Origin of the sequence: Microbacterium phycohabitans, from assembly GCF_032464935.1 — a bacterium.
Taxonomy (GTDB): domain Bacteria; phylum Actinomycetota; class Actinomycetes; order Actinomycetales; family Microbacteriaceae; genus Microbacterium; species Microbacterium phycohabitans.
In genome coordinates this window covers 568,999-590,790 of sequence record NZ_JAWDIT010000002.1, presented here as the reverse complement: position 1 = coordinate 590,790, position 21,792 = coordinate 568,999, and the positions used below count along the sequence as shown (strand labels likewise).

17 protein-coding genes are annotated in these 21,792 nt (G+C 68.4%); 11 read left to right on the top strand and 6 right to left on the bottom strand.

The genetic code is table 11. From position 1 onward, the window contains the following. Positions 1 to 3,696: 3,696 nt before the first annotated feature. The 3 genes from RWH44_RS07130 (at position 3,697) to RWH44_RS07120 (ending at position 6,011) form a co-directional block, all read left to right on the top strand. A complete protein-coding gene (locus tag RWH44_RS07130) occupies positions 3,697 to 4,626 on the top strand; it encodes a ParA family protein (RefSeq protein ID WP_437127270.1) in 930 nt (309 codons plus the stop codon). After that, on the top strand, positions 4,626 to 5,591 hold the full coding sequence (locus RWH44_RS07125; protein WP_316004032.1) for a ParB/RepB/Spo0J family partition protein: 966 nt from the start codon (positions 4,626 to 4,628) through the stop codon (positions 5,589 to 5,591). The genes RWH44_RS07130 and RWH44_RS07125 overlap by 1 nt, the downstream gene beginning before the upstream one ends. 72 nt (positions 5,592 to 5,663) lie before the next feature. Next, a complete protein-coding gene (locus RWH44_RS07120) occupies positions 5,664 to 6,011 on the top strand; it encodes a tryptophan synthase subunit alpha (RefSeq protein ID WP_298870091.1) in 348 nt (115 codons plus the stop codon). Positions 6,012 to 6,337: 326 nt separating this feature from the next. Here RWH44_RS07120 and trxA read toward each other — a convergent pair whose 3' ends face one another. From trxA to RWH44_RS07100, 4 genes are all read right to left on the bottom strand, one after another. After that, positions 6,338 to 6,661 (bottom strand): thioredoxin, encoded by a 324-nt coding sequence (trxA, locus tag RWH44_RS07115; RefSeq protein ID WP_108319841.1) that lies wholly within the window; start codon positions 6,659 to 6,661, stop codon positions 6,338 to 6,340. Positions 6,662 to 6,723: 62 nt separating this feature from the next. Beyond that, positions 6,724 to 7,710 (bottom strand): thioredoxin-disulfide reductase, encoded by a 987-nt coding sequence (trxB, locus tag RWH44_RS07110; RefSeq protein WP_316004031.1) that lies wholly within the window; start codon positions 7,708 to 7,710, stop codon positions 6,724 to 6,726. A 73-nt stretch (positions 7,711 to 7,783) separates the two neighbouring features. After that, on the bottom strand, positions 7,784 to 9,382 hold the full coding sequence (gene murJ, locus RWH44_RS07105) for a murein biosynthesis integral membrane protein MurJ (protein ID WP_316004030.1): 1,599 nt from the start codon (positions 9,380 to 9,382) through the stop codon (positions 7,784 to 7,786). Beyond that, the gene (locus tag RWH44_RS07100) at positions 9,379 to 11,586 is read right to left on the bottom strand and encodes a DUF6049 family protein (protein WP_316004029.1); all 2,208 of its coding nucleotides are present in this window, start codon (positions 11,584 to 11,586) and stop codon (positions 9,379 to 9,381) included. Before RWH44_RS07100 ends, murJ begins: the two co-directional genes overlap by 4 nt. A gap of 109 nt (positions 11,587 to 11,695) precedes the next feature. Between RWH44_RS07100 and RWH44_RS07095 the strand changes: the two genes are divergently transcribed. Together RWH44_RS07095 and RWH44_RS07090 are read left to right on the top strand one after the other, a co-directional pair. Continuing rightward, positions 11,696 to 13,207: a DUF7059 domain-containing protein gene (locus RWH44_RS07095; RefSeq protein WP_316004028.1), complete on the top strand. Its 1,512-nt coding sequence runs from the start codon at positions 11,696 to 11,698 to the stop codon at positions 13,205 to 13,207. Between the two features lie 89 nt (positions 13,208 to 13,296). After that, entirely contained in the window at positions 13,297 to 14,724 is a 1,428-nt protein-coding gene (locus RWH44_RS07090; protein WP_316004027.1) for a CCA tRNA nucleotidyltransferase, read from the top strand. A gap of 257 nt (positions 14,725 to 14,981) precedes the next feature. Here RWH44_RS07090 and RWH44_RS07085 read toward each other — a convergent pair whose 3' ends face one another. Beyond that, on the bottom strand, positions 14,982 to 16,016 hold the full coding sequence (locus RWH44_RS07085) for an NAD(P)-dependent alcohol dehydrogenase (protein ID WP_316004026.1): 1,035 nt from the start codon (positions 16,014 to 16,016) through the stop codon (positions 14,982 to 14,984). 201 nt (positions 16,017 to 16,217) lie between these two features. Here RWH44_RS07085 and RWH44_RS07080 point away from each other — a divergent pair, with 201 nt between their 5' ends. The 4 genes from RWH44_RS07080 to RWH44_RS07065 all read left to right on the top strand — a co-directional run bounded on the left by RWH44_RS07080 (position 16,218) and on the right by RWH44_RS07065 (position 20,509). Next, positions 16,218 to 17,504, top strand: coding sequence for a GAF domain-containing protein (locus RWH44_RS07080; RefSeq protein WP_316004025.1), 1,287 nt, complete (start codon positions 16,218 to 16,220; stop codon positions 17,502 to 17,504). A gap of 77 nt (positions 17,505 to 17,581) precedes the next feature. Next, positions 17,582 to 18,106 (top strand): hypothetical protein, encoded by a 525-nt coding sequence (locus RWH44_RS07075; RefSeq protein ID WP_298870079.1) that lies wholly within the window; start codon positions 17,582 to 17,584, stop codon positions 18,104 to 18,106. Positions 18,107 to 18,311: 205 nt separating this feature from the next. Beyond that, positions 18,312 to 19,862: an acetaldehyde dehydrogenase ExaC gene (exaC, locus tag RWH44_RS07070; protein WP_298870078.1), complete on the top strand. Its 1,551-nt coding sequence runs from the start codon at positions 18,312 to 18,314 to the stop codon at positions 19,860 to 19,862. Between the two features lie 251 nt (positions 19,863 to 20,113). Beyond that, the gene (locus RWH44_RS07065) at positions 20,114 to 20,509 is read left to right on the top strand and encodes a DUF779 domain-containing protein (protein WP_264629552.1); all 396 of its coding nucleotides are present in this window, start codon (positions 20,114 to 20,116) and stop codon (positions 20,507 to 20,509) included. Here RWH44_RS07065 and RWH44_RS07060 read toward each other — a convergent pair. Beyond that, positions 20,442 to 20,750, bottom strand: a complete 309-nt coding sequence (locus RWH44_RS07060; protein WP_316004024.1) for a hypothetical protein — start codon at positions 20,748 to 20,750, stop codon at positions 20,442 to 20,444. The genes RWH44_RS07065 and RWH44_RS07060 overlap by 68 nt on opposite strands. Before the next feature lie 358 nt (positions 20,751 to 21,108). Here RWH44_RS07060 and RWH44_RS07055 point away from each other — a divergent pair, with 358 nt between their 5' ends. Continuing rightward, the gene (locus RWH44_RS07055) at positions 21,109 to 21,381 is read left to right on the top strand and encodes a hypothetical protein (protein ID WP_298870076.1); all 273 of its coding nucleotides are present in this window, start codon (positions 21,109 to 21,111) and stop codon (positions 21,379 to 21,381) included. 134 nt (positions 21,382 to 21,515) lie between these two features. Then, entirely contained in the window at positions 21,516 to 21,776 is a 261-nt protein-coding gene (locus RWH44_RS07050; RefSeq protein ID WP_316004023.1) for a hypothetical protein, read from the top strand. Positions 21,777 to 21,792 lie beyond the last annotated feature (16 nt).

Here is a 21,792-nt window from a genome sequence, read left to right as displayed (position 1 = left end):
CCCCGAGGGCCATGAGATTTTTCCGACGGGATCGATGTGCTGAGAGGAGGTGTCGGTCTGCAGTGCGGGGCGGTAGATCATCGGCCCCAGGGGCACCGCAGCGGTGCACACGGGTGCTCCCCTGCCACGCTCCGGGCAGAGACCGCGGGTGATGTGGGCGAGAGCAGCCATCTGAGGCGCAATAGGCGAGATCTATGTCGGGTGAGCCGGCCTCGAGTGATGGAGGGGACGGATCAGTCGTCTGTGCATGCAACTTGTTTGCACACAGCACAGCGCGGGGGTAGCCGCGATCTTCGGGTGCGTGTTTCACGTGAAACGATCGCCGTTTGCGTGGTGCGCAGCTGTGTCGTCACTCCGAACACGCGACTCTCCAACGCTGCACGTCAGGACACCGACACGCGACCGAGCTCGATATAACGGCGCTTCGTGGGTGCGAATTGCTGGCGTGTCGAGTAGGTGCCGTTGCCCCTCCTCGTGTGCCGTCGACACGTGCATCTGATGGTCGTCAACCCGCTGTCGGATCACTCGCGTGGCCTCGGTGCCCACTCGCAAGCCGGCGGCGGGACGCCGATAACCGAGTGGCGCTGTACGACACACGGATGGGGCGGGTGTGACGGCTTCGCAGAAGTTGGTGCGCAGGCGACATGCTGTGCGCTCTGAGGCGACAACACCGCATCCGTTGTCGGTGCGGCTTTGAGACATCAGCTGACAGTGAGGATGTTTCACGTGAAACGGGAGGACATCGCTGCTGCCTTCGTTTCGCGGCTATTGGAGCAGGATTGATAGGCACCCGAGGTGCGCGCCTCGGGAGGGACACATATGGGCAGAGCGGGCCTTGGCCGGGCATGTGCGTGTGCGACTGACGATGTCTGACACGACGCGCTCTTGAGGATTCGGTGGGGCGGGTGCGGTTGAAACCTGCGGGTGGATTCCCGTATCCGGCTGTGACACTCCAGTGGGTGTCACAGAATCGCCGGGTGGAGCCAGCAGGGACGGGTCCACAGCAGGGACGGGTCCACCCACTGTGAGGGGGAGGCACGAGAACCCGTCACGCAAGGAGCGTCGCGAGGCTCACGCCGCTTCACTGATTTCCCCTCGCGGCGCTCATGGAACGCAGGAGGAGTCGGTGTAGATAGGTCCGGTCAGGAGTTGCTGCACGTTCTGGTCGAGGAGCTACTCCGCCGGTGAGGAACGGAGTCCCATCGTAAACACCCACGCCCCGCACGACGATGTCGTCAACATCGCCGACTATTGGGCATGGGAACCGGGGAGGCACCAACAGGACCGACTGTGGGAGCTGAACCCTCCCCCCTCCCTCCCCCTTAACCGTCGGGCGTCCTGCCCTTCGTTCAGCGGGCGTTGCCAGGATGCCTGGGTGGGCGGGACGATGATCATTGTCGTCACGCCTCTCGCTGCGAGTTCTGCTTGAGAGGAGCGGTGGTGTCGAGACAGCAGCAGGGTGCCGAGAAGTGAGCACGACGGGAGATTTCGAACAGAGATCCACATGTGTCGAATCACGGGCGCGAGTGCCGGAGTGCGTGGCGTTGTCCGTGGTCAGCGTGTCGAGAAGCATCCCGCTGAGACGTGAATGAGTTTTGGATCGCACTGCAACTGTGTCTGAACTTGGGCGCTAGGCCAAGCGAAAGGGTGACCGACGCGGTTGGGAGTGTGGGTATTCGGTCTCCTCAGCGCCTCCGAGGCGCACTGTGCGCAGAGTCCTGCCTAGTTGAGTCGTCACACGAGAATGGCCATTCGCACGGGGCAGGAGATGGCCCACGAAGAGCGGCTCGGATAAAGGAGGTCGCTCGGTGCTGGCTCCGAATGAAATGGTCGACGGTTCCCGGGGTCGCGTGACGCGCTTGAGCAGAGTCCGTCCTGTGCCGTGCTGTTGCGCAAGTCATTCTCGCTGTTCGCTTCGTTCGGCAGCGATTTCGTATCACACGGCCGAGGGGTGCCGTACCGCGCATTCCCGGCTTCACACGACACGGACGAGCATTTCCGATCCTTGGGGTCGCCGATCAGAGCCGGTCTCGCTGTGCGCTTCGTTCGTTGGTGATCCCACCTGACACGGTCGAGGTGTGCCGTTTCGAGCCTTGCCGCTGCCCACTATCGATCTCGAACGGCTCCTCGGTCGATTGTCGTTCCCCGTCGTCGTGGCGGTTGCTCCTGTTCTGAGGCGCGGCGCGGGTTCTACGGGATCCACCAAACGCTCACCCGCGAACGTCTTGGCCGTGCTTGGCATGTTGGCCCGGAGTCTCAAGTGACCGTTGCCTAGTCGAACAGTCGCCGCATTGCCATGACGCGCCGCGCTCCCGTCCGGGTGCAGACGTGGGCACACACTCGACCGGGCGGATCGCGTTCGACTCCCTGGGTCCACCGAAGACACGTGTACGTTCAGCATGCCAAAGCGCGCGTTCACGTGAAACATCGGAGCACTGTGATCACCGTAAGACTCCGGAGCGTCGTTTTCTACCGCGGAACCCATAGGAGCCTGTTGCTTTTTGGACGCCCGGCAGTGAGGGAGTATTCACGGTCAGGAGAGCGACCAGGTTCTCGGCGGCCTCCTGTCCGGGCTCAGTTGAGAGAACCGCGAGCGTTCACGGCTTGATTCGGATTGACGTGACGCAAACACGTGTGCGTGTTTCACGTGAAACATCGAGGTGTCATCACTGCGCAGCCACAAATGTCGACGTCGTCGGACCCGCAAGGGCCATTCAGTAGTCGCGCCAGAAACGCGCGCCAGCATGCAATGGCCTAAGGGACCCAGGCCATCGCAGCCGTGGTGCTGTTGCCGGCAATGTCGCTGCGCCCACCTCATCGGTCGCCTTGAAGAGGGAGTTGCTTATCGCGGGTTCGATACGCCCGGGGCTCGCATAAAGACGTCGCGCGATTCGATGGGTGGACGAGTCCTCACGTGACGGTCGGAAGAAGATGATGCGCCGATGCGAATGGGTCTCGCGTCGTTAAGGGGTCTGCATACACCTGCCATCCCCAGCTCGCTGAACTACACGACTAGCTCTCCGTGCCAGCTCGCCAGGCCTGCTGGTCTGTCGCGATGAGAACTCTGGATAGAGCACTTCTTGGAACGCATGGAGCGCGAGCAGTTCGTGGCTAGGGCCATGAGCCGTCGAAGTCTGCCCTCTAGGGGGTGCGCGCTGAGGTGTTCTTCGTTAACCACCGGAGGGGGTTCAGCGTGCATGCGAGCATGCGTCGGCCCAAGTCTGAATGTCCGGTTGTTGGGGATGAACGGGGCCCTTCCGGGAGCGCTGACGACGGCTGAGCCCGCGATGATCGTGACCTCGGAACCCGACGATCCCGCCGATCGTTCGACTCGGGCGTGTGACGGGGGTGAGTCCCGTCGATGCGGGGGTGGAAGCGGCCCCAAAGGCTCATCCAGCTGGTACCGGAATCGATGTCAAAATGCCCGCAACGTTCAACGACGCGGAACGATCGAATGGCGCATCGAGCGTCGGGTGGCGGGTTCGGCCCGATCAGCCTCCTCGCCCAAATGACCGCGTCGCCTGTGTGCACCGCACTGCTCAGTCCGACCGGCAGGTTTGCCTCGGACTCAGCTACCTGATGTCGGGGAACCGCGATACGAGGCACTTCTCAAGACGGTCCCTGTTCACCATGTGCAGAAGTCATCATCAAGGACGCACCACGCGGGTAGACTGGGCGAGTTCGCGACGGAGAGGTGTGTTTCACGTGAAACAGTCCGATGAGGCGTCCACGTCGTCGTTTTCGCTCGACGACTCCCCCATCGCTCGCGAGATCGCCGATCTGTCTGCCCGTCGTCGTGCGTTGGAAGCCGCGAAGGTGGAACTCTCGGGTCGAACCCGCGTGTTCACCGTCTCGAATCAGAAGGGCGGAGTCGGCAAGACGACGACCGCCGTCAATGTCGCCGCGGCTCTCGCATCGGTGGGAGCGCGTGTCCTCGTCATCGATCTGGATCCTCAGGGAAACGCATCGACGGCGCTCGGCGTCGCGCACAACGCCGAGACGCCCAGCATTTACGACGTTCTCATCGACGAGTTCCCTCTCGTCGATATCGTTCAGACGAGCCCGGAGTCACCGAACCTCCTCTGTGCCCCCAGCACCATCCATCTGGCGGGAGCGGAGATCGAGCTCGTTTCCCAGGTGGCGCGTGAACATCGTCTCCGTGGAGCCCTGCGCGACTACCTGGCGATCGAGGACAATCAGCTCGACTTCGTCATCATCGACTGTCCGCCCTCTCTGGGGCTGCTGACGATCAACGCATTCACTGCTGCTGACGAAGTCATGATCCCCATCCAGTGCGAGTACTACGCGCTGGAAGGCCTGAGCCAGCTGCTGGGCAGTGTGCAGATGATCCAGAAGCACCTCAACCCGACCCTGCACGTCTCGACGATCCTCCTGACGATGTACGACGGGCGCACGCGCCTGGCGCAGCAGGTGGCGGAAGAAGTTCGGTCGCACTTCACGAGCGAGGTGCTCGACACCGTCATTCCGCGTTCGGTCCGCGTATCCGAGGCGCCGAGCTTCGGGCAGACGGTCATCGCGTACGATGGCCAGTCAGCGGGCGCCATCGCCTACCGCGAAGCAGCGGTAGAGATCGTCGCCCGAGACACCACGAAGAAGGGTTCCTGATGGCGAAGAGGACCGGACTGGGTCGCGGCATCGGCGCCCTCATCCCCACGGCGGAACCCTCGGAGGCTCGCCCGGTCGACGTGTTCTTCCCCGAAGGGAATGCAGCGTCGAAGAGCGACTCCCCCACGGAAGCTCCTTCCACCGAGGACGCTCTCGTTACCGTTCCTGGCGCCCGTCTCGTGCACATCGATCCGAAGTCGATCGTGCCCAATCCGCGTCAGCCGCGCACCCACTTCGATCCCGATGATCTTGCGGAACTCATTCACTCCGTTCGCGAATTCGGAGTGCTCCAGCCCGTCGTCGTCCGCGACAAGGGCGACGGCACGTATGAGCTCATCATGGGAGAGCGACGTACGCGTGCCTCGCGCGAGGCCGGCCTCGAGACCATTCCCGCCGTCGTGCGTGAGACGGATGACGAGTACCTGTTGCGCGACGCGCTGCTGGAGAACCTGCACCGGTCGCAGCTCAACCCGCTGGAAGAGGCCTCCGCCTACCAGCAGTTGCTCGAAGACTTCGGTATCACTCAGGAGGAGCTCGCGACGCGCATCGGGCGCTCCCGCCCGCAGATCAGCAACACCATCCGCCTTCTGAAACTGCCGGTCCCGGTGCAGCAGCGCGTCGCGGCCGGCGTGTTGAGCGCGGGCCATGCTCGCGCGATCCTCTCCCTCGACGACGCGAAGGAGATGCAGAAACTCGCCGACAAGATCGTCAACGAGGACCTGTCGGTTCGAGCCGCCGAGGCGGCCGCGAAGATGCCCGGGGTCGCCCCGGTCCGCCAGAAGCCGACGGCCGGCTCGCGTCGTTCGGGCCTCGACGACGTCGCCGAGCGGCTCGGTGACCGACTCGACACCAAGGTCCGCGTTTCTCTCAGCGCGAAAAAAGGCCAGATCAGTATTGATTTCGCGACCATTCGGGATCTCAATCGCATCCTCGCGGCGCTCGGTGAAGAGGGTTACGCGGGCTGATCCTCGTCCCGCATCCGCGGGGAGCGAACGGTTCCGGGCCTTCGTGTCGGCGGTGCGACGTACGCTGGAATGGTGACTGCGAACGATGACAACCTGCGCCGTCGCGCCAGCCTCGAGCTTCTGCGCGCCGAGGCGTCCGACGAATTGGCCGTCCTGATCCACGAGCGCCTTCGTGGCGGCGAGGATCCGTGGGACTTCATGGAAGACCTGCCCAGCGTCGACGAACTCGTCGTGCTCACTCTCCGCGCGGACAACATCGCCGAGAACGGGGGCGTCCGTCCGAACAAGGCGCGCAACTACCGTGTCCTGCGACAGATCGCCCTCGACTATCCCGCCCTCACGCGCGCTGTGTGGCGCATTCTGGGCGATGAGGAGCCCCACCGGCGCTGGGACGCCTCGGTGCGGCTCGACGCGTCCTGAGGGGCACACACGCCGTCTCAGCGCAGTATCGCTCCCGGGATCGAACGATTCGCGAACGGACCTCTTCGCTCGGGCCGCGTGATCGTCTCTGATCCCGTCGACCCGAGCTGAGACCGGGAATGCGTACTCGTCACTACCCCCGAGCCGCGATGCGCTGCGACGCCGGTAGTCGTCACGACGGCGCGCCCCCGAGAAGTCGACGAGGAAGGGGGCCCAGGTCCTCTTCCTCTGCCGCGTACACGGCATCCGGAATACCCCTGCCGGGTCGCCGGAACGAGAAGAGCCCCGACACCGAGGTGCCGGGGCTCTGTCGTCTGTGAGAAGACTCAGCCGATGAACGGGGCGAGGTCCTGCTCGAGCGCGTACTTGGGCTTCGCGCCGATGATGGTCGTCTTGACCTCACCGCCCTGGAAGACCTTCATCGCGGGGATCGAGGTGATCTGGTACTTCATGGCCAGATCGGGGTTCTCGTCGACGTTGAGCTTGAGGATCGTGATCTTGCCCGAGTTCTCGTTCTGGATCTCGTCGAGGACGGGGGCGACCATACGACACGGTCCGCACCACTCGGCCCAGAAGTCCACGAGAACGGGTCCGTCGGCCTGCAGGACGTCCTGCTCGAAGGTCGCAGAGGTCGTCGCCTTGGCGGTCATGTGATTTCTCCTTAGATGGAAGCGTCAGTTAGTGAAAACGCCGGTGAGGGTTGATTTGTTCCTCAGACGACGGCCGCGTCGGGGAGGCCCTCGATCGGGCTCTCGGCGACAGCGGGCTCGCCGGCCTCACCGCGCGCGGCGAGGAAGTGCTCGACGTCGAGAGCGGCCACCGTTCCGCTGCCGGCGGCCGTGATGGCCTGGCGGTAGGTCGGGTCGATCACATCACCGGCGGCGAACACGCCGTCGACGGACGTGCGCGACGAACGGCCGTCGACCCAGATGGTGCCCTGGTCGGTGAGCTGGAGCTTGTCGTGCACGAGGTGCGTGCGCGGGTCGTTGCCGATCGCGACGAAGAGGCCGTCGAGCGGGAGCTCGCGGGTGGTGTCGTCGACGGTCGAGCGCAGACGGACGCCGTTCACTGCCTCGTCGCCGAGGATCTCGTCGACCGCGCTGTTCCAGATGAACTCGATCTTGGGGTTCGCGAACGCGCGCTCCTGCATGATCTTCGACGCACGCAGGGTGTCTTTGCGGTGGATGACGTAGACCTTCGACGCGAACTTGGTGAGGAAGTTCGCCTCTTCCATGGCCGAGTCGCCGCCGCCGACCACGGCGATCGTGCGGTCGCGGAAGAAGAAGCCGTCGCACGTGGCGCACCACGAGACGCCGCGGCCGGAGAGGCGGTCTTCGCCCTCGAGGCCGAGCTTGCGGTAAGCCGAACCGGTGGCGTAGATGACCGAGACGGCCTCTTCGACCTTGCCGCTGCCGAGCGTGACCTTCTTGACCGGTCCCTCGAGTTCGAGCGACACGACGTCGTCGTAGAGCACCTGCGCGCCGAACCGTTCGGCCTGGGCCTGCATCTTGGCCATGAGGTCGGGCCCCTGGATGCCGTCGGGGAAGCCCGGGAAGTTCTCGACCTCGGTGGTGTTCATGAGGTCGCCGCCGGCTTCGACCGAGCTCGCGACGACAAGGGGCTCGAGGTTGGCGCGAGCCGCGTAGATGGCGGCCGTGTAGCCGGCGGGGCCGGATCCGATGATGATGACGTGACGCACGGTAGCGCGTTCCCTTCGTTGATTCCGCCGGATGAAACCCATGCTAGCCCTGGGGTATTCCGGGAGCGGGGGGCTAGCGCTTGGGGAGGAACCGTCGGCCGAGCGCGAGGGCCGGAGCCAGCTCGGGGGTGCGGAACAGAGCCAGGATGCCGATGTAGACGACCAGGACGACGATGCCGAGCACCGCGGCGCCGGCGGCGCCGGCGAGAGCGCTCGTCGTCATCCATCCCGTCGTTCCGCCGAGGAGCAGGAGAACGCCCCATCCCGCTGCGGCGGCCGGAACGGCGGCCAGGGCGAATCGACCCAGGGCGAGGAGCCACGAGCCCGTGCCGATACCGGAAAGGCGACGACGCAGCAGAACCGTGGCGACGACGACCTGCACGATGCTGGCGATGGACTGCGTCAGGGCGACGCCCGCGGCCAACTCGGACCGTCCGAGCAGAGCTCCGGCCAGGAGAGCGCCACCCGCGACGAGCACGCACTGCAAGAGCGTGAAGAAGAAGGGGGTCCGGGTGTCGTTGTAGGCGTAGAACGTGCGCTGGATGACGAAGAGCACGGCGAGCGGCACGAGGCAGACCAGGAAGCACCACAGCACGGGTGCGGCTGCGGCGGCCTGATCCGGGCCGTTCGTGAAGATCCGGCTGGCGGGGACGGCGGCCACCGCGAGGGCGGCGGTGGCCGCGACGATGAAGAATCCGAGCGTGCGGATGCTGCGGGAGATGTCCGCCCGCACCTCGTCGTGGCGTCCCGCGGCGGCGTGCTCGCTGAGCTGCGTGAAGTAGGGGGTTCCGATGGACAGCACGATGATCGAGTACGGCAGCATGAACAGCAGCCAGGCGTTCTGCGAGGCGAAGATCGCGGGGTCGTCGCCCGAAGCCCCGGACAGGACGTTGGACTGCACGATTCCCGCGAGCTGCCCGGCCACGACCATGAGGAACGTCCACCCGGCCAGGCGGCTGATGTGTCGCAGCCCCACGCCCTTCCACTGGAAGTCCGGCCGGAGAGTGAGACCGGCGCGACGCCAGAAGAACATGAGCACCGCCGTCTGCACGACGATTCCCGCTGTCGCCGTGGCCGCGAGCACGGCGATCATGCTCGGCGTCCATGCCTCGACGTTCTTCTGCGGCCCCCCGAAGAGCAGGATGAACGCCCCGAAGCCGGCGATCGAGACGATGTTGTTGACGATGGGCGCCCACGTGTAGGGACCGAAGACACGGCGGGCGTTCAAGATCTCGCCGAGGAGGGCGTAGAGACCGTAGAAGAAGATCTGCGGCAGGCACCAGTAGGCGAACGCCGTCGACAGCGCGATCTGGTCCTCGGTGAACTTGCCGGCGTACACCTGCACGAGAAGCGGCGCGGCGATCATCGCGAGAGCGGTGGCGCCCAGCAGGCCGACGGTGCCCAGCGTGAACAACTTCGAGATGAAGGCCTGTCCCGCGTCGGCGTGGGCGGCGGCCTTCACGATCTGGGGAACCACGACAGCGGTCAACAGACCCGTCGAGATGATGGCGTAGATGTTGTTCGGCAGCTGATTGGCGACCGCGAAGGCATCCCCGGCGCTGCTGATCGAGCCGATGGCGGCGACGAGAACCACCGTCCGCAGCAACCCGCTGACGCGCGACACGATCGTGCCCGCCCCGATGAGCACGCTCGCCCGTCCGATACTGCTCACGGGTGCGTCTCCTGGTCGGTGTCGGTGCTCTGGGCGTCGTCGGGATCGGCTTCGCTTCGGCCGTCGGCATCCGGATCCTTGTTCCCCACGCCGTCCACGGCGTCGGGGTCGCCCTCGGGGGGTGCGGCGGTGGCGCGGCGGCGGCGGGTGATGGTGCGGATGACGCCGAGGCTCAGGAACGCCACCACCAGCACGATGATGACGATGAGGCCGATGCTCTCCCACTCGGCGCGGACCTCGACGTCGACGGCCTGCGGTTGACCGATCGGCTCACCGCTGGGGCTGAACAGCTGCAGATCGACGCTGACCTCGCCGTTGGCGATGCGCGCCTCGACCGGAACCTCGACGCGGGTGTTGGCCGAAGCCTGAGCGTCGACGGTCGTGTGGTCCTGCACGCGGAGGCGGGCGTCGTCGGGGCGCACCGAGAGGACGACCGTCACCGGCCACGGCAGGTCGTTGCGCACCCAGGGCCGAAGCGGAGCGCTCGAACTGACGAGCCGGAAATCGGACGACAGGATGCCGACGGAGTCGAGCGTCGTGGAGGTCGCGGCGCGGTGGTCGGAGACGGCCTTGCGGGCGGCATCCCCCGTCCAGGACGTGCTGGTGACCTGCAGCACCTCGGCGCGCTCGCGACCGGTGAGCAGCTCGGGCTGGTCGAGGATCGTGGCGAAACGGTCGATCACCTGCTCGTCTCCGAGCAGAGCGCTCACCTCGGCCACGCGCGCGTCGTCGACGGTGGGATCGGAGAGGGTGACCGCGGATGCCGGGAGTGCCGCGATCGTCGCGAGGCGCGAGCCGGCGAATCCCGGCGCGGTGGCGATGAGCCCGAGTGTGGCGCGCAGACTCACGCGTGAGCGATCCGTCCCCCGGTCGAGGACGGCGAGGACGGGCTGATCACCGGTGGCCGCGCGGGCGATGGCGAGGTATCCCTGCGCGGCGGCGAGCGAGGCCCCGCGGAGAGTGGCGTCGTTCTGTCCGGCGGCGTCGGCGAGGGCTCGCGACACCTCGGCGTCGTAGACGGGCGTCGACACTCCCCCGACCGAGGCGGCGGCCTGGCGCGCTCCTCCGGTCACGCTCGTCGACGGGACCAGGACGTGGGCGGGATCGTCGGAGGTTCCCAGGGCGCCGAGGGCGGCGACGGTGTCGGACCCCGCGGAACCGGTGGACGGCCAGTACACATTGGGCGTCGCCGTGCCGATGTCGAGCAGCGTCGCGGTGGAGGGATACGTCGGCTGCCCGGGTGTCGACGCGGGCGAGGGGTCGGGGGTCGAGACGGCGGAGACGGCCGGGGCGGGCTCCGTGAAGTCGGCGGCCGCCATGTAGGTCTGCAGCGAGGTGGGTGCGAGGGGACTCGAGAGGCCGGCGCGCAGCTGGGCGGCGACGTCGGAATCGCCGAACTGCAGGGCGAAGCGGTCGTTCGGCAGAGCGAGCAGTCGCTGGAGCCAGGCCACCGCCGTGGGGGGCGCGGAGGAGCCCAGCACGCGGATGGCGGCAGGGACCGCGGGGTCGATGGCAAGGGTCGCCCCGGTTCCGTCGACCGCGTCGAGTTGCGCCGAGAGGGCGCCATCGACGGCGGTGAGCTCGGCGAGCTCGTTCGCCGTCAGCAGGCCGCGGGTCAGCGGCGCCGCGGTGATGGGGACGACGAGGGCGATCGGCGTCTGAGCGCCGGTGTCGGTGGGGACGACGACGACGCTCGGCGCCGAAAGACCGACGGTCGTCGCGCTCACCTGCACGGGATAGACGCCCGCGGCGCGGCCGGCCAGGGCGGGATCGGTCGCCGGTGCGGAGAGGGTGGTGGTGCTCTGGGCGCCGGCAGTGGTGGCATCCATCGATCCGGTCGCCACCTGCTGGAGGGTCACTCCTGTCGCGTCTCCGCTGAGCCAGCGCTCGAGTGCCGCGTCGTCGGCGAGCGGGTCGCGACCGAGGCCCAGGGCGACGGGGGTCGCCACGGCGCCCGAGGATCCCGCGGTGAGGGTGGTGACGACCGACAGGGTTTCACCGGATCGGAGGATGCCGTTCGCGGCCGGCGCTGCGGACAGCGTCGCCGGCGTGGTGGACGCCGAGGGCGACGGGGTGGCGTCGGCGACCGCCGCCGAGGCCGGGAGCGCGACGCCGAGGGCCACGGCGAATGCCGCGAGGGTCGCAAGGAGCCGGCGCGTGCGGAGGCGCCGCGGCACGGGTGAGCCCGAAGGCGGAGAAGTCACGGTCATACGAGCGTCGGTGTCACGAGGGGGCAGGCCTCGCATTGCGACGAGTCTAGGCCGCGTCCCTTCACGCCCGCCGATAGCCTCGCGCAGACGATTGAATGGACCGGTGCTCCCTGAACCCGATGCCCAGCTCTGCGACGCGCTCGCCTCCGACCTTCGCGCGGCGGGTTACACCAGCGCGGCGCTGCGAGAGGCGTGGGGTGAGCAGGCGGATGACGCCGTGGCCCGAGGTCTGCGCGGGCCGGCGGAGCGGGCGCTCGGCTCTCGCGACGACGCTCTCGCGACTCTGGGGCGCCTGTGGGGGCTGGGCCTCGAGGTTCTGCAGAGCGAGGTCGCGGCGGCATTGCCCGCGCTCGGTGTCGAGGGAGCCGTGGCGTTGGGCCTGCTCACCCTGACCGACCAGCAGGCGCGCCCCGCGGTGCTCGTCCGTCCGCAGGCCTTCGCCGACGACGCGGGCGAGGTGGAATGGTGGATCGCGAGCGATCTCGACGAGGCAGCGCTCGGCGGACCCCTTCCCGAGGATCACGTGCTGGGGGTCGGCGGAGCGTCGCAGACCCTGGCCCGTCTCCAGCTCACGCGTCGGGGCGGGACCGCTCTCGATCTGGGCACGGGCTGCGGCATCCAGGCTCTGCGTCTGCGACGCCTGGTGGACCGCGTCGTCGCCACCGACATCTCGGAGCGCGCGCTGCGCTTCACCCGACTGAACGCCCTGCTGAACGGTGTGGACGGCATCGAGACGCGGCACGGCTCGCTCTTCGAACCGGTGGCGGGCGAGACGTTCGACCGGGTGGCATCCAACCCGCCGTTCGTCATCACCCCACGCGTCGAGGGGGTTCCCGCGTACGAGTACCGCGACGGCGGCATGGAGGGCGACGCCCTGGTGGCCACCGTGATCCGCGAGGTCGGGGCGCACCTGTCGCCGGGCGGTGTGGCGCAGTCGCTCGGCAACTGGGAGTACCACGAGGGCGAGTCGGGCCTCGACCGCGTGCGCGGATGGGTCGGTGACGCCCTCGACGCGTGGGTCGTCGAGCGCGAGGTGCTGGACCCGCTGGCCTACGCGGAGCTGTGGGTGCGCGACGGGGGGACGGTTCCCGGCACCCCCGCCTACGCCCGGCTCATCGAGGCGTGGCTCGACGACTTCGCCCGGCGCGGCGTGACCGGGGTCGGCTTCGGCTACGTCCTGGTGCGCCGGCCGCTCGCGGGCGCCCCGACCCTCGCGCGATATGAACGCGTGGCGGGCGGCGGCGAGGCGGGTTTCGGTCCGCACCTCGCGGACTGTCTGGCCGCGCACGACCGCGCCGCTCTGCTCGACGACGACGACCTCGCCGACAGCCTGCTGCGCGTGGCGCCCGACGTGACCGAGGCGCGCCACCACCGGCCGGGCGAGGGCGACCCGTCGGTGATCGAGCTGCGGCAGGGCGGCGGTTTCGCGAGCACGATCGAGGTCGATCCGGCGATGGCGGCCCTCGTGGGCGCGTGCGACGGCGACCTTCCCGTCGGGACCCTCGTCGACGCGATCGCCCAGCTGATGGAGGTGGATGCCGCGCACCTGCGCGCCGACCTGCTTCCGCGCGTGCGCGAGCTGCTGGTGACCGGCTTCCTGTCGTTCGAGGAGTGAGTGACGCCGGGTCGCGGCCGTTCCGGTGCGGGCGTCGCCGTCCACAGCCCCGCTGAGCGCTGTCAGCGGCCCCGGTTAGGCTCGAAGGCATGCTGAACATGGCCGAGGGTCTCGCGCGCCTCGAGGAGCTCGCCGCGCACCCCGTCGTCGCCGCCGTCGCCCGCGCCTTCGCCGATGCGGGCCGCGATCTGGCGATCGTCGGCGGCCCGGTCCGCGACGCCCTCCTGGGTCGCATCACCCACGACTTCGACTTCACCACCGACGCTCGTCCCGACGAGATCCTCGCGCTGATCAAGCCGATCTCCTCGGTGCAGTGGGACGTCGGGCGCGCCTTCGGAACGATCGGCGCCCGCGTCAAGGGCGAGCAGGTCGAGATCACGACGTACCGCGCCGACAGCTACGACGGCGTCACCCGCAAGCCCACGGTCGAATTCGGCGACACCCTCGAGGCCGACCTCAGCCGTCGCGACTTCACCGTCAACGCCATGGCGCTGCGGGTTCCGGCCCGGACCCTCGTCGACCCCACGGGTGGCGTCGAAGACCTCCTGGCCGGGCGCCTGCGCACCCCGATCGATCCCGCCGTCAGCTTCGGCGACGATCCGCTGCGCATGCTGCGCGCGGCGCGGTTCTCGTCGCAGCTCGACTTCGCCGTCGATCCCGCGACGCTCGACGCCATCAGCGAGCTGCGGGCGTCGCTCGAGATCGTCAGCCCCGAGCGCGTGCAGGCCGAGCTCGTGCGGCTGCTGCAGACCGACGACCCGGTGCGCGGCGTCCGCGTGCTCGTCGAGACCGGTCTGATCGAGGAGTTCCTGCCCGAGGTGCCCGCGCTCCGTCTCGAGGTCGACGAGCACCACCATCACAAAGACGTCTACGAGCACTCGCTCACGGTGCTGCGTCAGGCCATCTCTCTCGAGAAGAGTCGGCACCCGGATGCCGCGCCCGACGTGCCTCTGCGCCTGGCGGCGCTTCTGCACGACATCGGCAAGCCCGCCACCCGTCGCCTCGAGTCGGGCGGCGGCGTGACCTTCCACCACCACGACATCAAGGGCGCGCGCATGGCCCGTAAGCGCCTGCAGGCGCTGCGCTTCGACGCCCACACGACCACCGTTGTGTCGCGCCTCGTCGAGCTGCACCTGCGGTTCTTCGGCTACGCCGAGGGAGCGTGGACGGATGCCGCTGTGCGTCGCTACGTGCGCGACGCCGGCGACGAGCTGGAACGCCTGCACATCCTCACGCGCGCCGATGTGACCACGCGCAACAAGCGCAAGGCGCAGCGCCTGGCATCCGCCTACGACGACATCGAGGCCCGCATCGCCGCGCTGCGCGAGCAGGAGGAGATCGACGCGATCCGCCCCGAGCTCGACGGCAACCGCATCCAGGAGGTGCTGGGTCTGAAGCCGGGACGCGAGGTCGGCGAGGCCTATCGGTTCCTGCTCGATCTGCGCCTCGACGAAGGCGTGCTGGGCGAGGACGAGGCCGAGAAGAGGCTGCGAGAGTGGTGGGCGGCGCGTAGCTGAGGCGCCGGTGGCCTTGCGTGGTGCCTGCCGTGGGAGGTTGCGCCGTAGTGGGGCGTGATTCGTGCAGTGGGGTGTCCAACGACCGTCCCGTTGCACTGGCGGCGCCCCCGTCGGAAGGTGCTCCCTCCTGCGCGTGAGACCTTGTGTGCAGACGGCGATCGACGTCCGCGTCGCTCCCGCCGTCAACGTATGCCGGATTCGGCATGCGCGGTGAGGGGTGGCATCCACCATCCGGACGCCACCCCTCACCGCATTTCTCAGGGGACGACGACCGCCCGGCCCCGGACGGCGCCCTTGTGCAGCTTCGCGTACGCCTCGACGGCGCCGTCGAAGCCGTAGCGCTCGACGTGCACGCCCACGGCGCCACTGCGCGCGAGGTCGAGGACCTCGATCAGCTCGCTGCGCGTGCCCCAGTACGGCGCGCGGACGGCCGCACCCATCGGCGTCGAGAAGAAGCCGGCGGGCATGATCCCGCCGCCGATGCCGACGATGTGGATGAAGCTGTCCATGCCGGCCACGGCGCGGGCGAGGTCGATGGTGGGCTGCACGCCCACGAAGTCGAACACGGCGGTCGCCCCGAGGCCGTTCGTCAGCTCCCGGATGCGTTCCGCGGCGTGCTCGTCGGAGGTCACCGCGTGGTGCGCACCGACCTCGCGGGCGAGGGCGAGCTTGTCGTCGCCGAGGTCGACGGCGATGACGGTGGCCTGCGTGATCGCGCGGAGGATCTGCACGCCCACGTGGCCGAGTCCGCCGACGCCGATCACGACCGCCGTCGCACCGGGGTACAGCTTCTCCTTCGCGGCGACGATCGCGTGATACGGCGTGAGTCCGGCGTCGGTGAGCGACACGGTCTCGACGGGGTCGAGGTCGCCGAGAGGGGCGAGGTGGCGCGGATCGTCGACGATCACGTACTCGGCCATGGCCCCGGGGCTGCCGAGACCGGGAGGGGTGATGCCCATCTCCGCCGCGTACGGGCAGTAGTTCTCGGCTCCCTGCGCGCACGCGTGGCAGCGGCCGCACCCCCACGGACCGTAGATCGCGTAGGCCGCACCGATCTCGACGCCCTCGACGCCCTCGCCGAGCTCGTCGACGACACCGGCGCCCTCGTGGCCGAGGGTGAGCGGCAGACCGTAGGTGTACTGGTCTTCGGGGAGGTCCATCACGAACCAGTCGGAGTGGCACAGGCCCGCGGCCGTCACCTTGAGCCGTACCTGCCCCGGACCCGCGTGGGGTTCCTCGATCTCGACGACCTCGGGGCCCTTGCCGATCTCGCGATACTGCACTGCCTTCATGGCATCCCTTTCTCTCGTTCCTTCCACCGTGCCTCCACGCTGTAGTGTCGCGCGCGGGGGTTGACGGCGTTTTCCGCTGATGGGGAACGCATCTCACGGGCAGCGCGGCGCCGATTGCTGCGAGCCCGCCGCGAGGCCTGCCCGCGGAGCAGTCGTCGCCCTACACTGGTCGCACCTGCCGTCACCGTCGATGGGAGTTCCGTGCCTTCTCCCTGGTCGCGACCCGCGATCTCCCCCGAGACCTCGGGGCTGCTGATCGCGCGCGCCCACGACGAACTGCTCGCCGGAAACGAGGACCGGCGGCTCGCCGACGTGCGGCCGCTCGTGCAGGAGTCCTGGCGGCGGTCGCTGGCATCCCTCGTCGGACCCGAAGGTCTCCCCCACCTGGAATTCGCCAGTGACGAGCTCGAGGCGTACCGACGCACTCATCCGTTGGCGGGGGTCATGGACATGGTCCGCTCGCTCCTGCTGCCCGGAACCGCGGAGGAATCGGGGGTCGTCGTGGCCGTGGGCGACGCGGCGGGTCGCCTGCTGTGGGTGGAGGGCGACCGCCACATCCGCTCGCTGACGGGCGACATGGGCTTCGTCGCGGGGGCGAACTGGGCGGAGGATGCCGTGGGCACCTCGGCCCCGGGAACGGCCCTGATGCTCGACCGGTCGGTGCAGATCCGCGGCGCCGAGCATTTCAACCGGCTCGTGCAGCCCTGGTCGTGCACGGCGGCGCCCGTGCACGATCCGGAGACACGGCGGCTGCTCGGCGTGATCGACGTCACGGGAGGTCCCGAGGCCGTCACTCCGCAGGCTCAGCTTCTCGTGGATGCCACGGCCCGGGCGATCGAGAGCGAACTGCTCGTCGCGCGGCTGCGCGCGCAGCAGGCTCCTCCCCCGAGACGCTCGGCTCCGTCGCGGGCGCTGCTGCGCATCCTCGGCCGCGACCGCGCCCTGCTGGAGGTGGGCGGGTCGACGCTCGAGCTCAGCGCGCGCCACGCCGAGATCCTGCTGCTGCTCGCGGTGCACCGCGAGGGGATGTCGGCCGAGGCGTTGAGCGAGGCGGTGTACGGTCACCCGGCCGTCGAGACGCTGCGGCCTGAGATGGTGCGTCTGCGGCGCGCGCTCGTTCCTCTGGCGCCCCGGGTGGTGCCGGCATCCCGGCCCTACCGGTTGCCCGACGACCTTGAGACAGACGCGCAACACGTGCTGTCGTTGCTCGATCGCGGTGCGCACCGGGTCGCCCTCGCGGCGTACTCGGGACCGGTGCTGCCCGAGTCCGCGGCGCCGGGCGTCGTGGAGGTGCGCGACTCGGTGCGCTCGGCACTCCGCGAGGCATTGATCGCCGAGGCGGGGGTCGACGTCCTGCTGGCGTACGCCGAGACCCTGGAGGGCCGAGACGACGACGAGGTGCTCCGGCTGTGCCTGTCGATGCTGCCGCCGCGGTCGCCGCGTCGCGCCGGTCTGGTCGCACGGATCGAGCGGCTCGAGCGCGACTGAGGCGGACGGTTCCGCCTATCCACAGGCGACGCGCCGCACGGCCCCCCGATGTCGGAGGCCGTGGTTACAGTGAACATATGGACGAAAAAGCGCTCGACATCTTCTCGGCAGCCCGTGCCCGTCGCGACGTGGCGCGCATCCGCGAGGCGCTCGCCGAGGTCAAGGCCGGCGACGTCGCCCGCGTCATCGTCCGCTCCCCGCGCTACGGCCTCTACGCCCTCGAGGGCACGGTACGCATCGGCGTGGGCGGTCAGCCGCTCGTGGGCGATGTGATCCTCGCGACGAGCTCCGAGATCCAGCGCATCGACCTCGGCATCGAGGCGCCGCAGCCCGCTCTCGCGGCCGATGTGGTCGACCCGTCCACGCTTCCCCACGGCACGCCCGTGCGCGTCACGTTCCTCACGCCCACCCACCAGACGTTCGCTCTCACCGGGCCGATCACCGCGGGCAACGACCGCTTCCTGCTGGTCGGCAGCTGGATCGTCGCCGACGACCGCGCCATCGCGCCGCGCGTGCAGAGCATCGAGCGTCTCGACGACGTCGACCTGCACGAGGTCAACGTGCCGCCGCTGCGCTCGGTGCTGGCCGACGCCGACGCCTGAGCGTCTCGCGTGAGGGATGCCACGGCCTGCGGGTCGCGGCATCCGTTCGTCTTGCGCGTACTCCGCTGCCGGCCGGCTTCCGGCATCCGGGATGCTTCTCGCGGCGCGTTCCCGCGCAACCGGATGCAACCTCCCCCGGCGTAGCGTCGGCGCATCGCCGCACCGGAGCCGTCGCGGCGTCTCATGACCGTCGAAGGAGACACGCATGACCATCGTCGAAGAAGGCGTCTCGAGCGTCTACGCCGCACCCGGAACCCGCGGGGCCGTCGCCGAATACCGCTCGCGGTACGGGCACTACATCGGCGGCGAATGGGTCGACCCGCACAGCGGCGAGTACTTCGAGAACATCACGCCCGTCACCGGCAAGCCGTTCTGCGAGGTCGCGCGCGGTGACGCGCACGACATCGATCGGGCGGTGGATGCCGCCTGGAAGGCGTTCGCGTCCTGGAAGAAGACCACGCCCGCCGAGCGCAGCGTCATCCTGAACAAGATCGCCGACCGGATCGAGGAGAACCTCGAGAAGATCGCCGTCGCCGAGACGTGGGAGAACGGCAAGCCCGTCCGCGAGACGCTCGCCGCCGACATCCCGCTGACCATCGACCATTTCCGCTACTTCGCCGGGGTGCTGCGCGCGCAGGAGGGCTCGCTCAGCCAGCTCGACGAGAACACCGTCGCGTACCACTTCAACGAGCCGCTCGGTGTGGTGGGGCAGATCATCCCGTGGAACTTCCCGATCCTCATGGCCGCGTGGAAGCTCGCCCCCGCGCTCGCCGCGGGCAACTGCGTCGTTATCAAGCCGGCCGAGCAGACTCCGGCATCCTTGCTCTTCCTGTTCGACATCATCGGCGACCTGCTGCCCGCCGGTGTCGTGAACATCGTCAACGGCTTCGGGATCGAGGCGGGTGCGCCGCTCGCGCAGCACAAGCGCATCCGCAAGATCGCCTTCACGGGTGAGACCACGACGGGCCGTCTGATCATGCAGTACGCCTCGCAGAACCTCATCCCGGTGACGCTCGAACTCGGCGGCAAGAGCCCGAACGTCTTCTTCGAGGATGTCGCGCTGCGCAGCGACGACGCCTACTACGACAAGGCGCTCGAGGGCTTCACGATGTTCGCGCTCAACCAGGGCGAGGTGTGCACGTGCCCGTCGCGTTCGCTCATCCAGCGGTCGATCTACGACCAGTTCCTCGGTGACGGCCTCGAGCGCGTGAAGAAGGTGCGCCAGGGCAACCCGCTCGACCCCGAGACGATGATCGGTGCGCAGGCCTCGAACGACCAGCTCGAGAAGATCCTGTCGTACATCGACATCGGCAAGCAGGGCGGCGCCAAGCTGCTCCTGGGCGGTGAGCGGGTCGACCTCGGCGGCGACCTGACCGAGGGGTACTACGTCGCCCCGACGGTGTTCGAGGGCACGAACGACATGCGCATCTTCCAGGAGGAGATCTTCGGTCCGGTGCTGTCGGTCACGTCGTTCGACGACTTCGACGACGCGATCTCGATCGCGAACGACACGCTCTACGGCCTGGGTGCCGGCGTGTGGAGCCGCAGCGGCGACACCGCCTACCGCGCCGGTCGGGCCATCGAGGCCGGTCGCGTCTGGACGAACACCTACCACCAGTACCCGGCGCACGCCGCGTTCGGCGGGTACAAGCAGTCGGGCATCGGCCGCGAGAACCACCTCAAGATGCTCGACCACTACCAGCAGACGAAGAACCTGCTGGTGTCGTACGCCGACGGCGCGATGGGCTTCTTCTGATCGGCCGTGTCGGGGTCGTGGCGGCGATCCCGACCCGCGTGACCCCCGGGTTCGTCCCGGGGGTCACACCCCTTTTCGTCGCTGTCGCTCCGGGCCCGTTGCGGCTGGCGCGGTGACCGGCGGCGTTCCTGCAGCTGCCGCACTGACCGTCGGCCTTCCTGTGGCGGCCGCGCTGACCCTCGTCCCACTTATGGCCGGTCACTGGCCGCGACACCGACACACTTTGGGACATGAACCGAAAGGAGTGGGACATGGCGACCCAGCTCTCCCGTGTGGATGTGACGGATGCCGCAGCTGCGCTGCTGCGCGACCTGACGGCCACGCACGGCCCCCTGATGTTCCACCAGTCCGGCGGGTGCTGCGACGGCAGCTCGCCGATGTGCTACCCGGTGGGGATGTTCCTGACCGGACCGAGCGACGTGCTGCTGGGCACCATCGACGCCGGGCTCGACGATCCGATCCAGGTCTTCATGTCGGAGTCGCAGTTCGAGTACTGGAAGTTCACGCACCTGACCATCGACGTCGTGCCGGGGCGCGGCGCGGGCTTCTCGGTCGAGGGGCCGACGGGGATGCGATTCCTCATCCGTTCGCGGATGCTGACGGAGGAGGAGGCGGCGGCGTTCGGGGTGGGCGCTGCTGCCGAATGAGACTCGCTCTCCAGCGTCGTTCGCGATACCAGGCGGTGGTTGCGAACGACATGGTGAGGAGCGGCACCGACATCGTGGCATCCGGAGCGAGACCCGCGATCAGGAATCCCGTGATCACGACCAGGATGACCGAGATCCAGTAGGTCGCCGGTCGAAGGGGGTCGATGAGGGCGCCCCACGCCGTGCCGATCAGCGTCACGTAGATGCCGACAATCACGGCGAGGTTCGCGCTGTCTTCCATACGAACTCCTCACGGACAGGGTGAGAGATCAAGCCTCCCAGTCGCTTCGGCGCCTCTGTGCCGGCTTCACCCGTGATCGCATGGCGTTTCATCTGAGGGGCGTGCTCGAGCCCGGGCTTCGACGCCGGTGGGAGAGGACGGTCGAGACCTCCCCACCGCGGGTGCAGCGCGTGAGCGGTGAGCGGGTTCCTTCACGCGCGCGGGGGGAAGGTCGCGCTCGAGGGGGTGAAACGCGAGCGGATCCGCGGATGCTGATGCACAGCGCTCACTAGCGTGTGATGCCTCCGGGCGCGACGCCCGGGCCGCCCACGCTCGAGCGGGCGTGAAGTGTCGTGCCGTGCCGTGCGAGAGGTGCCTGATGAGATTCCGTGTCGGTCGCCTGGTGCTCGCCCTGCTCTCCCCCGTCATCGCCGCAGCGTTCGTCGCGGTGATGCTCATGCTGCTCGCGATCGTCGCGACCGAGATGGCGACCACCATCGACATCCCCTACCTCGTTACCTACACGGGGACCAAAGACCCGGGCGGGGGTGGGCGGACGCTCTTCATCGACGGGTCGTGGGCGGTGGCGATGGCAGTGACCGGCATCCTCGCTTCTCCGCTCCTGGCGCTGGCGCTTTTCCTGCCGGAGTGAACGAACGGGCAACGCCGGCCAGAACGTCGCTCCCTCATCACGAGAAACCCCCTGCATCGACGGACACCTCGAGGATGACGTTGAATGCCCCACGAACGCCTGCTCTGTCTCTGAGCGCAGACCGCGTCTTCGTGATGGTCTGTTCGTTAGCCATCTGCACCGGATTGAGCGTGATCGGAGCGCTCGTGCTCGCGGCGGTCGCGTTCAGTCAGGCCATCACCGTGTGCATTCTTCTCGTCGCGACGTTCCGTGGATTCGTGGACGAGGGGGGATCGCACGCCCTGACGGTGGACGCGGCGTGGGGCGGGGTGCTCGCGTCGGTGGTGCTCATGGCCGCGCCACTCTGCGTCATGGCCCTCATGGGTGGAGGTTCCGGCGGGCCGTGGAGGGGCTGATCAGCTCCTTGACCTC

Bases quoted from the DNA above. Each gene is read 5' to 3' on its own strand.
- RWH44_RS07125 (WP_316004032.1), top strand. From the start codon at position 4,626: ATGGCGAAGAGGACCGGACTGGGTCGCGGCATCGGCGCCCTCATCCCC.
- trxA (WP_108319841.1), bottom strand. From the start codon at position 6,661: ATGACCGCCAAGGCGACGACCTCTGCGACCTTCGAGCAGGACGTCCTG.
- RWH44_RS07090 (WP_316004027.1), top strand. From the start codon at position 13,297: ATGCTGAACATGGCCGAGGGTCTCGCGCGCCTCGAGGAGCTCGCCGCG.
- RWH44_RS07085 (WP_316004026.1), bottom strand. From the start codon at position 16,016: ATGAAGGCAGTGCAGTATCGCGAGATCGGCAAGGGCCCCGAGGTCGTC.
- RWH44_RS07075 (WP_298870079.1), top strand. From the start codon at position 17,582: ATGGACGAAAAAGCGCTCGACATCTTCTCGGCAGCCCGTGCCCGTCGC.
- exaC (WP_298870078.1), top strand. From the start codon at position 18,312: ATGACCATCGTCGAAGAAGGCGTCTCGAGCGTCTACGCCGCACCCGGA.
- RWH44_RS07065 (WP_264629552.1), top strand. From the start codon at position 20,114: ATGGCGACCCAGCTCTCCCGTGTGGATGTGACGGATGCCGCAGCTGCG.
- RWH44_RS07060 (WP_316004024.1), bottom strand. From the start codon at position 20,750: ATGGAAGACAGCGCGAACCTCGCCGTGATTGTCGGCATCTACGTGACG.
- RWH44_RS07055 (WP_298870076.1), top strand. From the start codon at position 21,109: ATGAGATTCCGTGTCGGTCGCCTGGTGCTCGCCCTGCTCTCCCCCGTC.
- RWH44_RS07050 (WP_316004023.1), top strand. From the start codon at position 21,516: ATGGTCTGTTCGTTAGCCATCTGCACCGGATTGAGCGTGATCGGAGCG.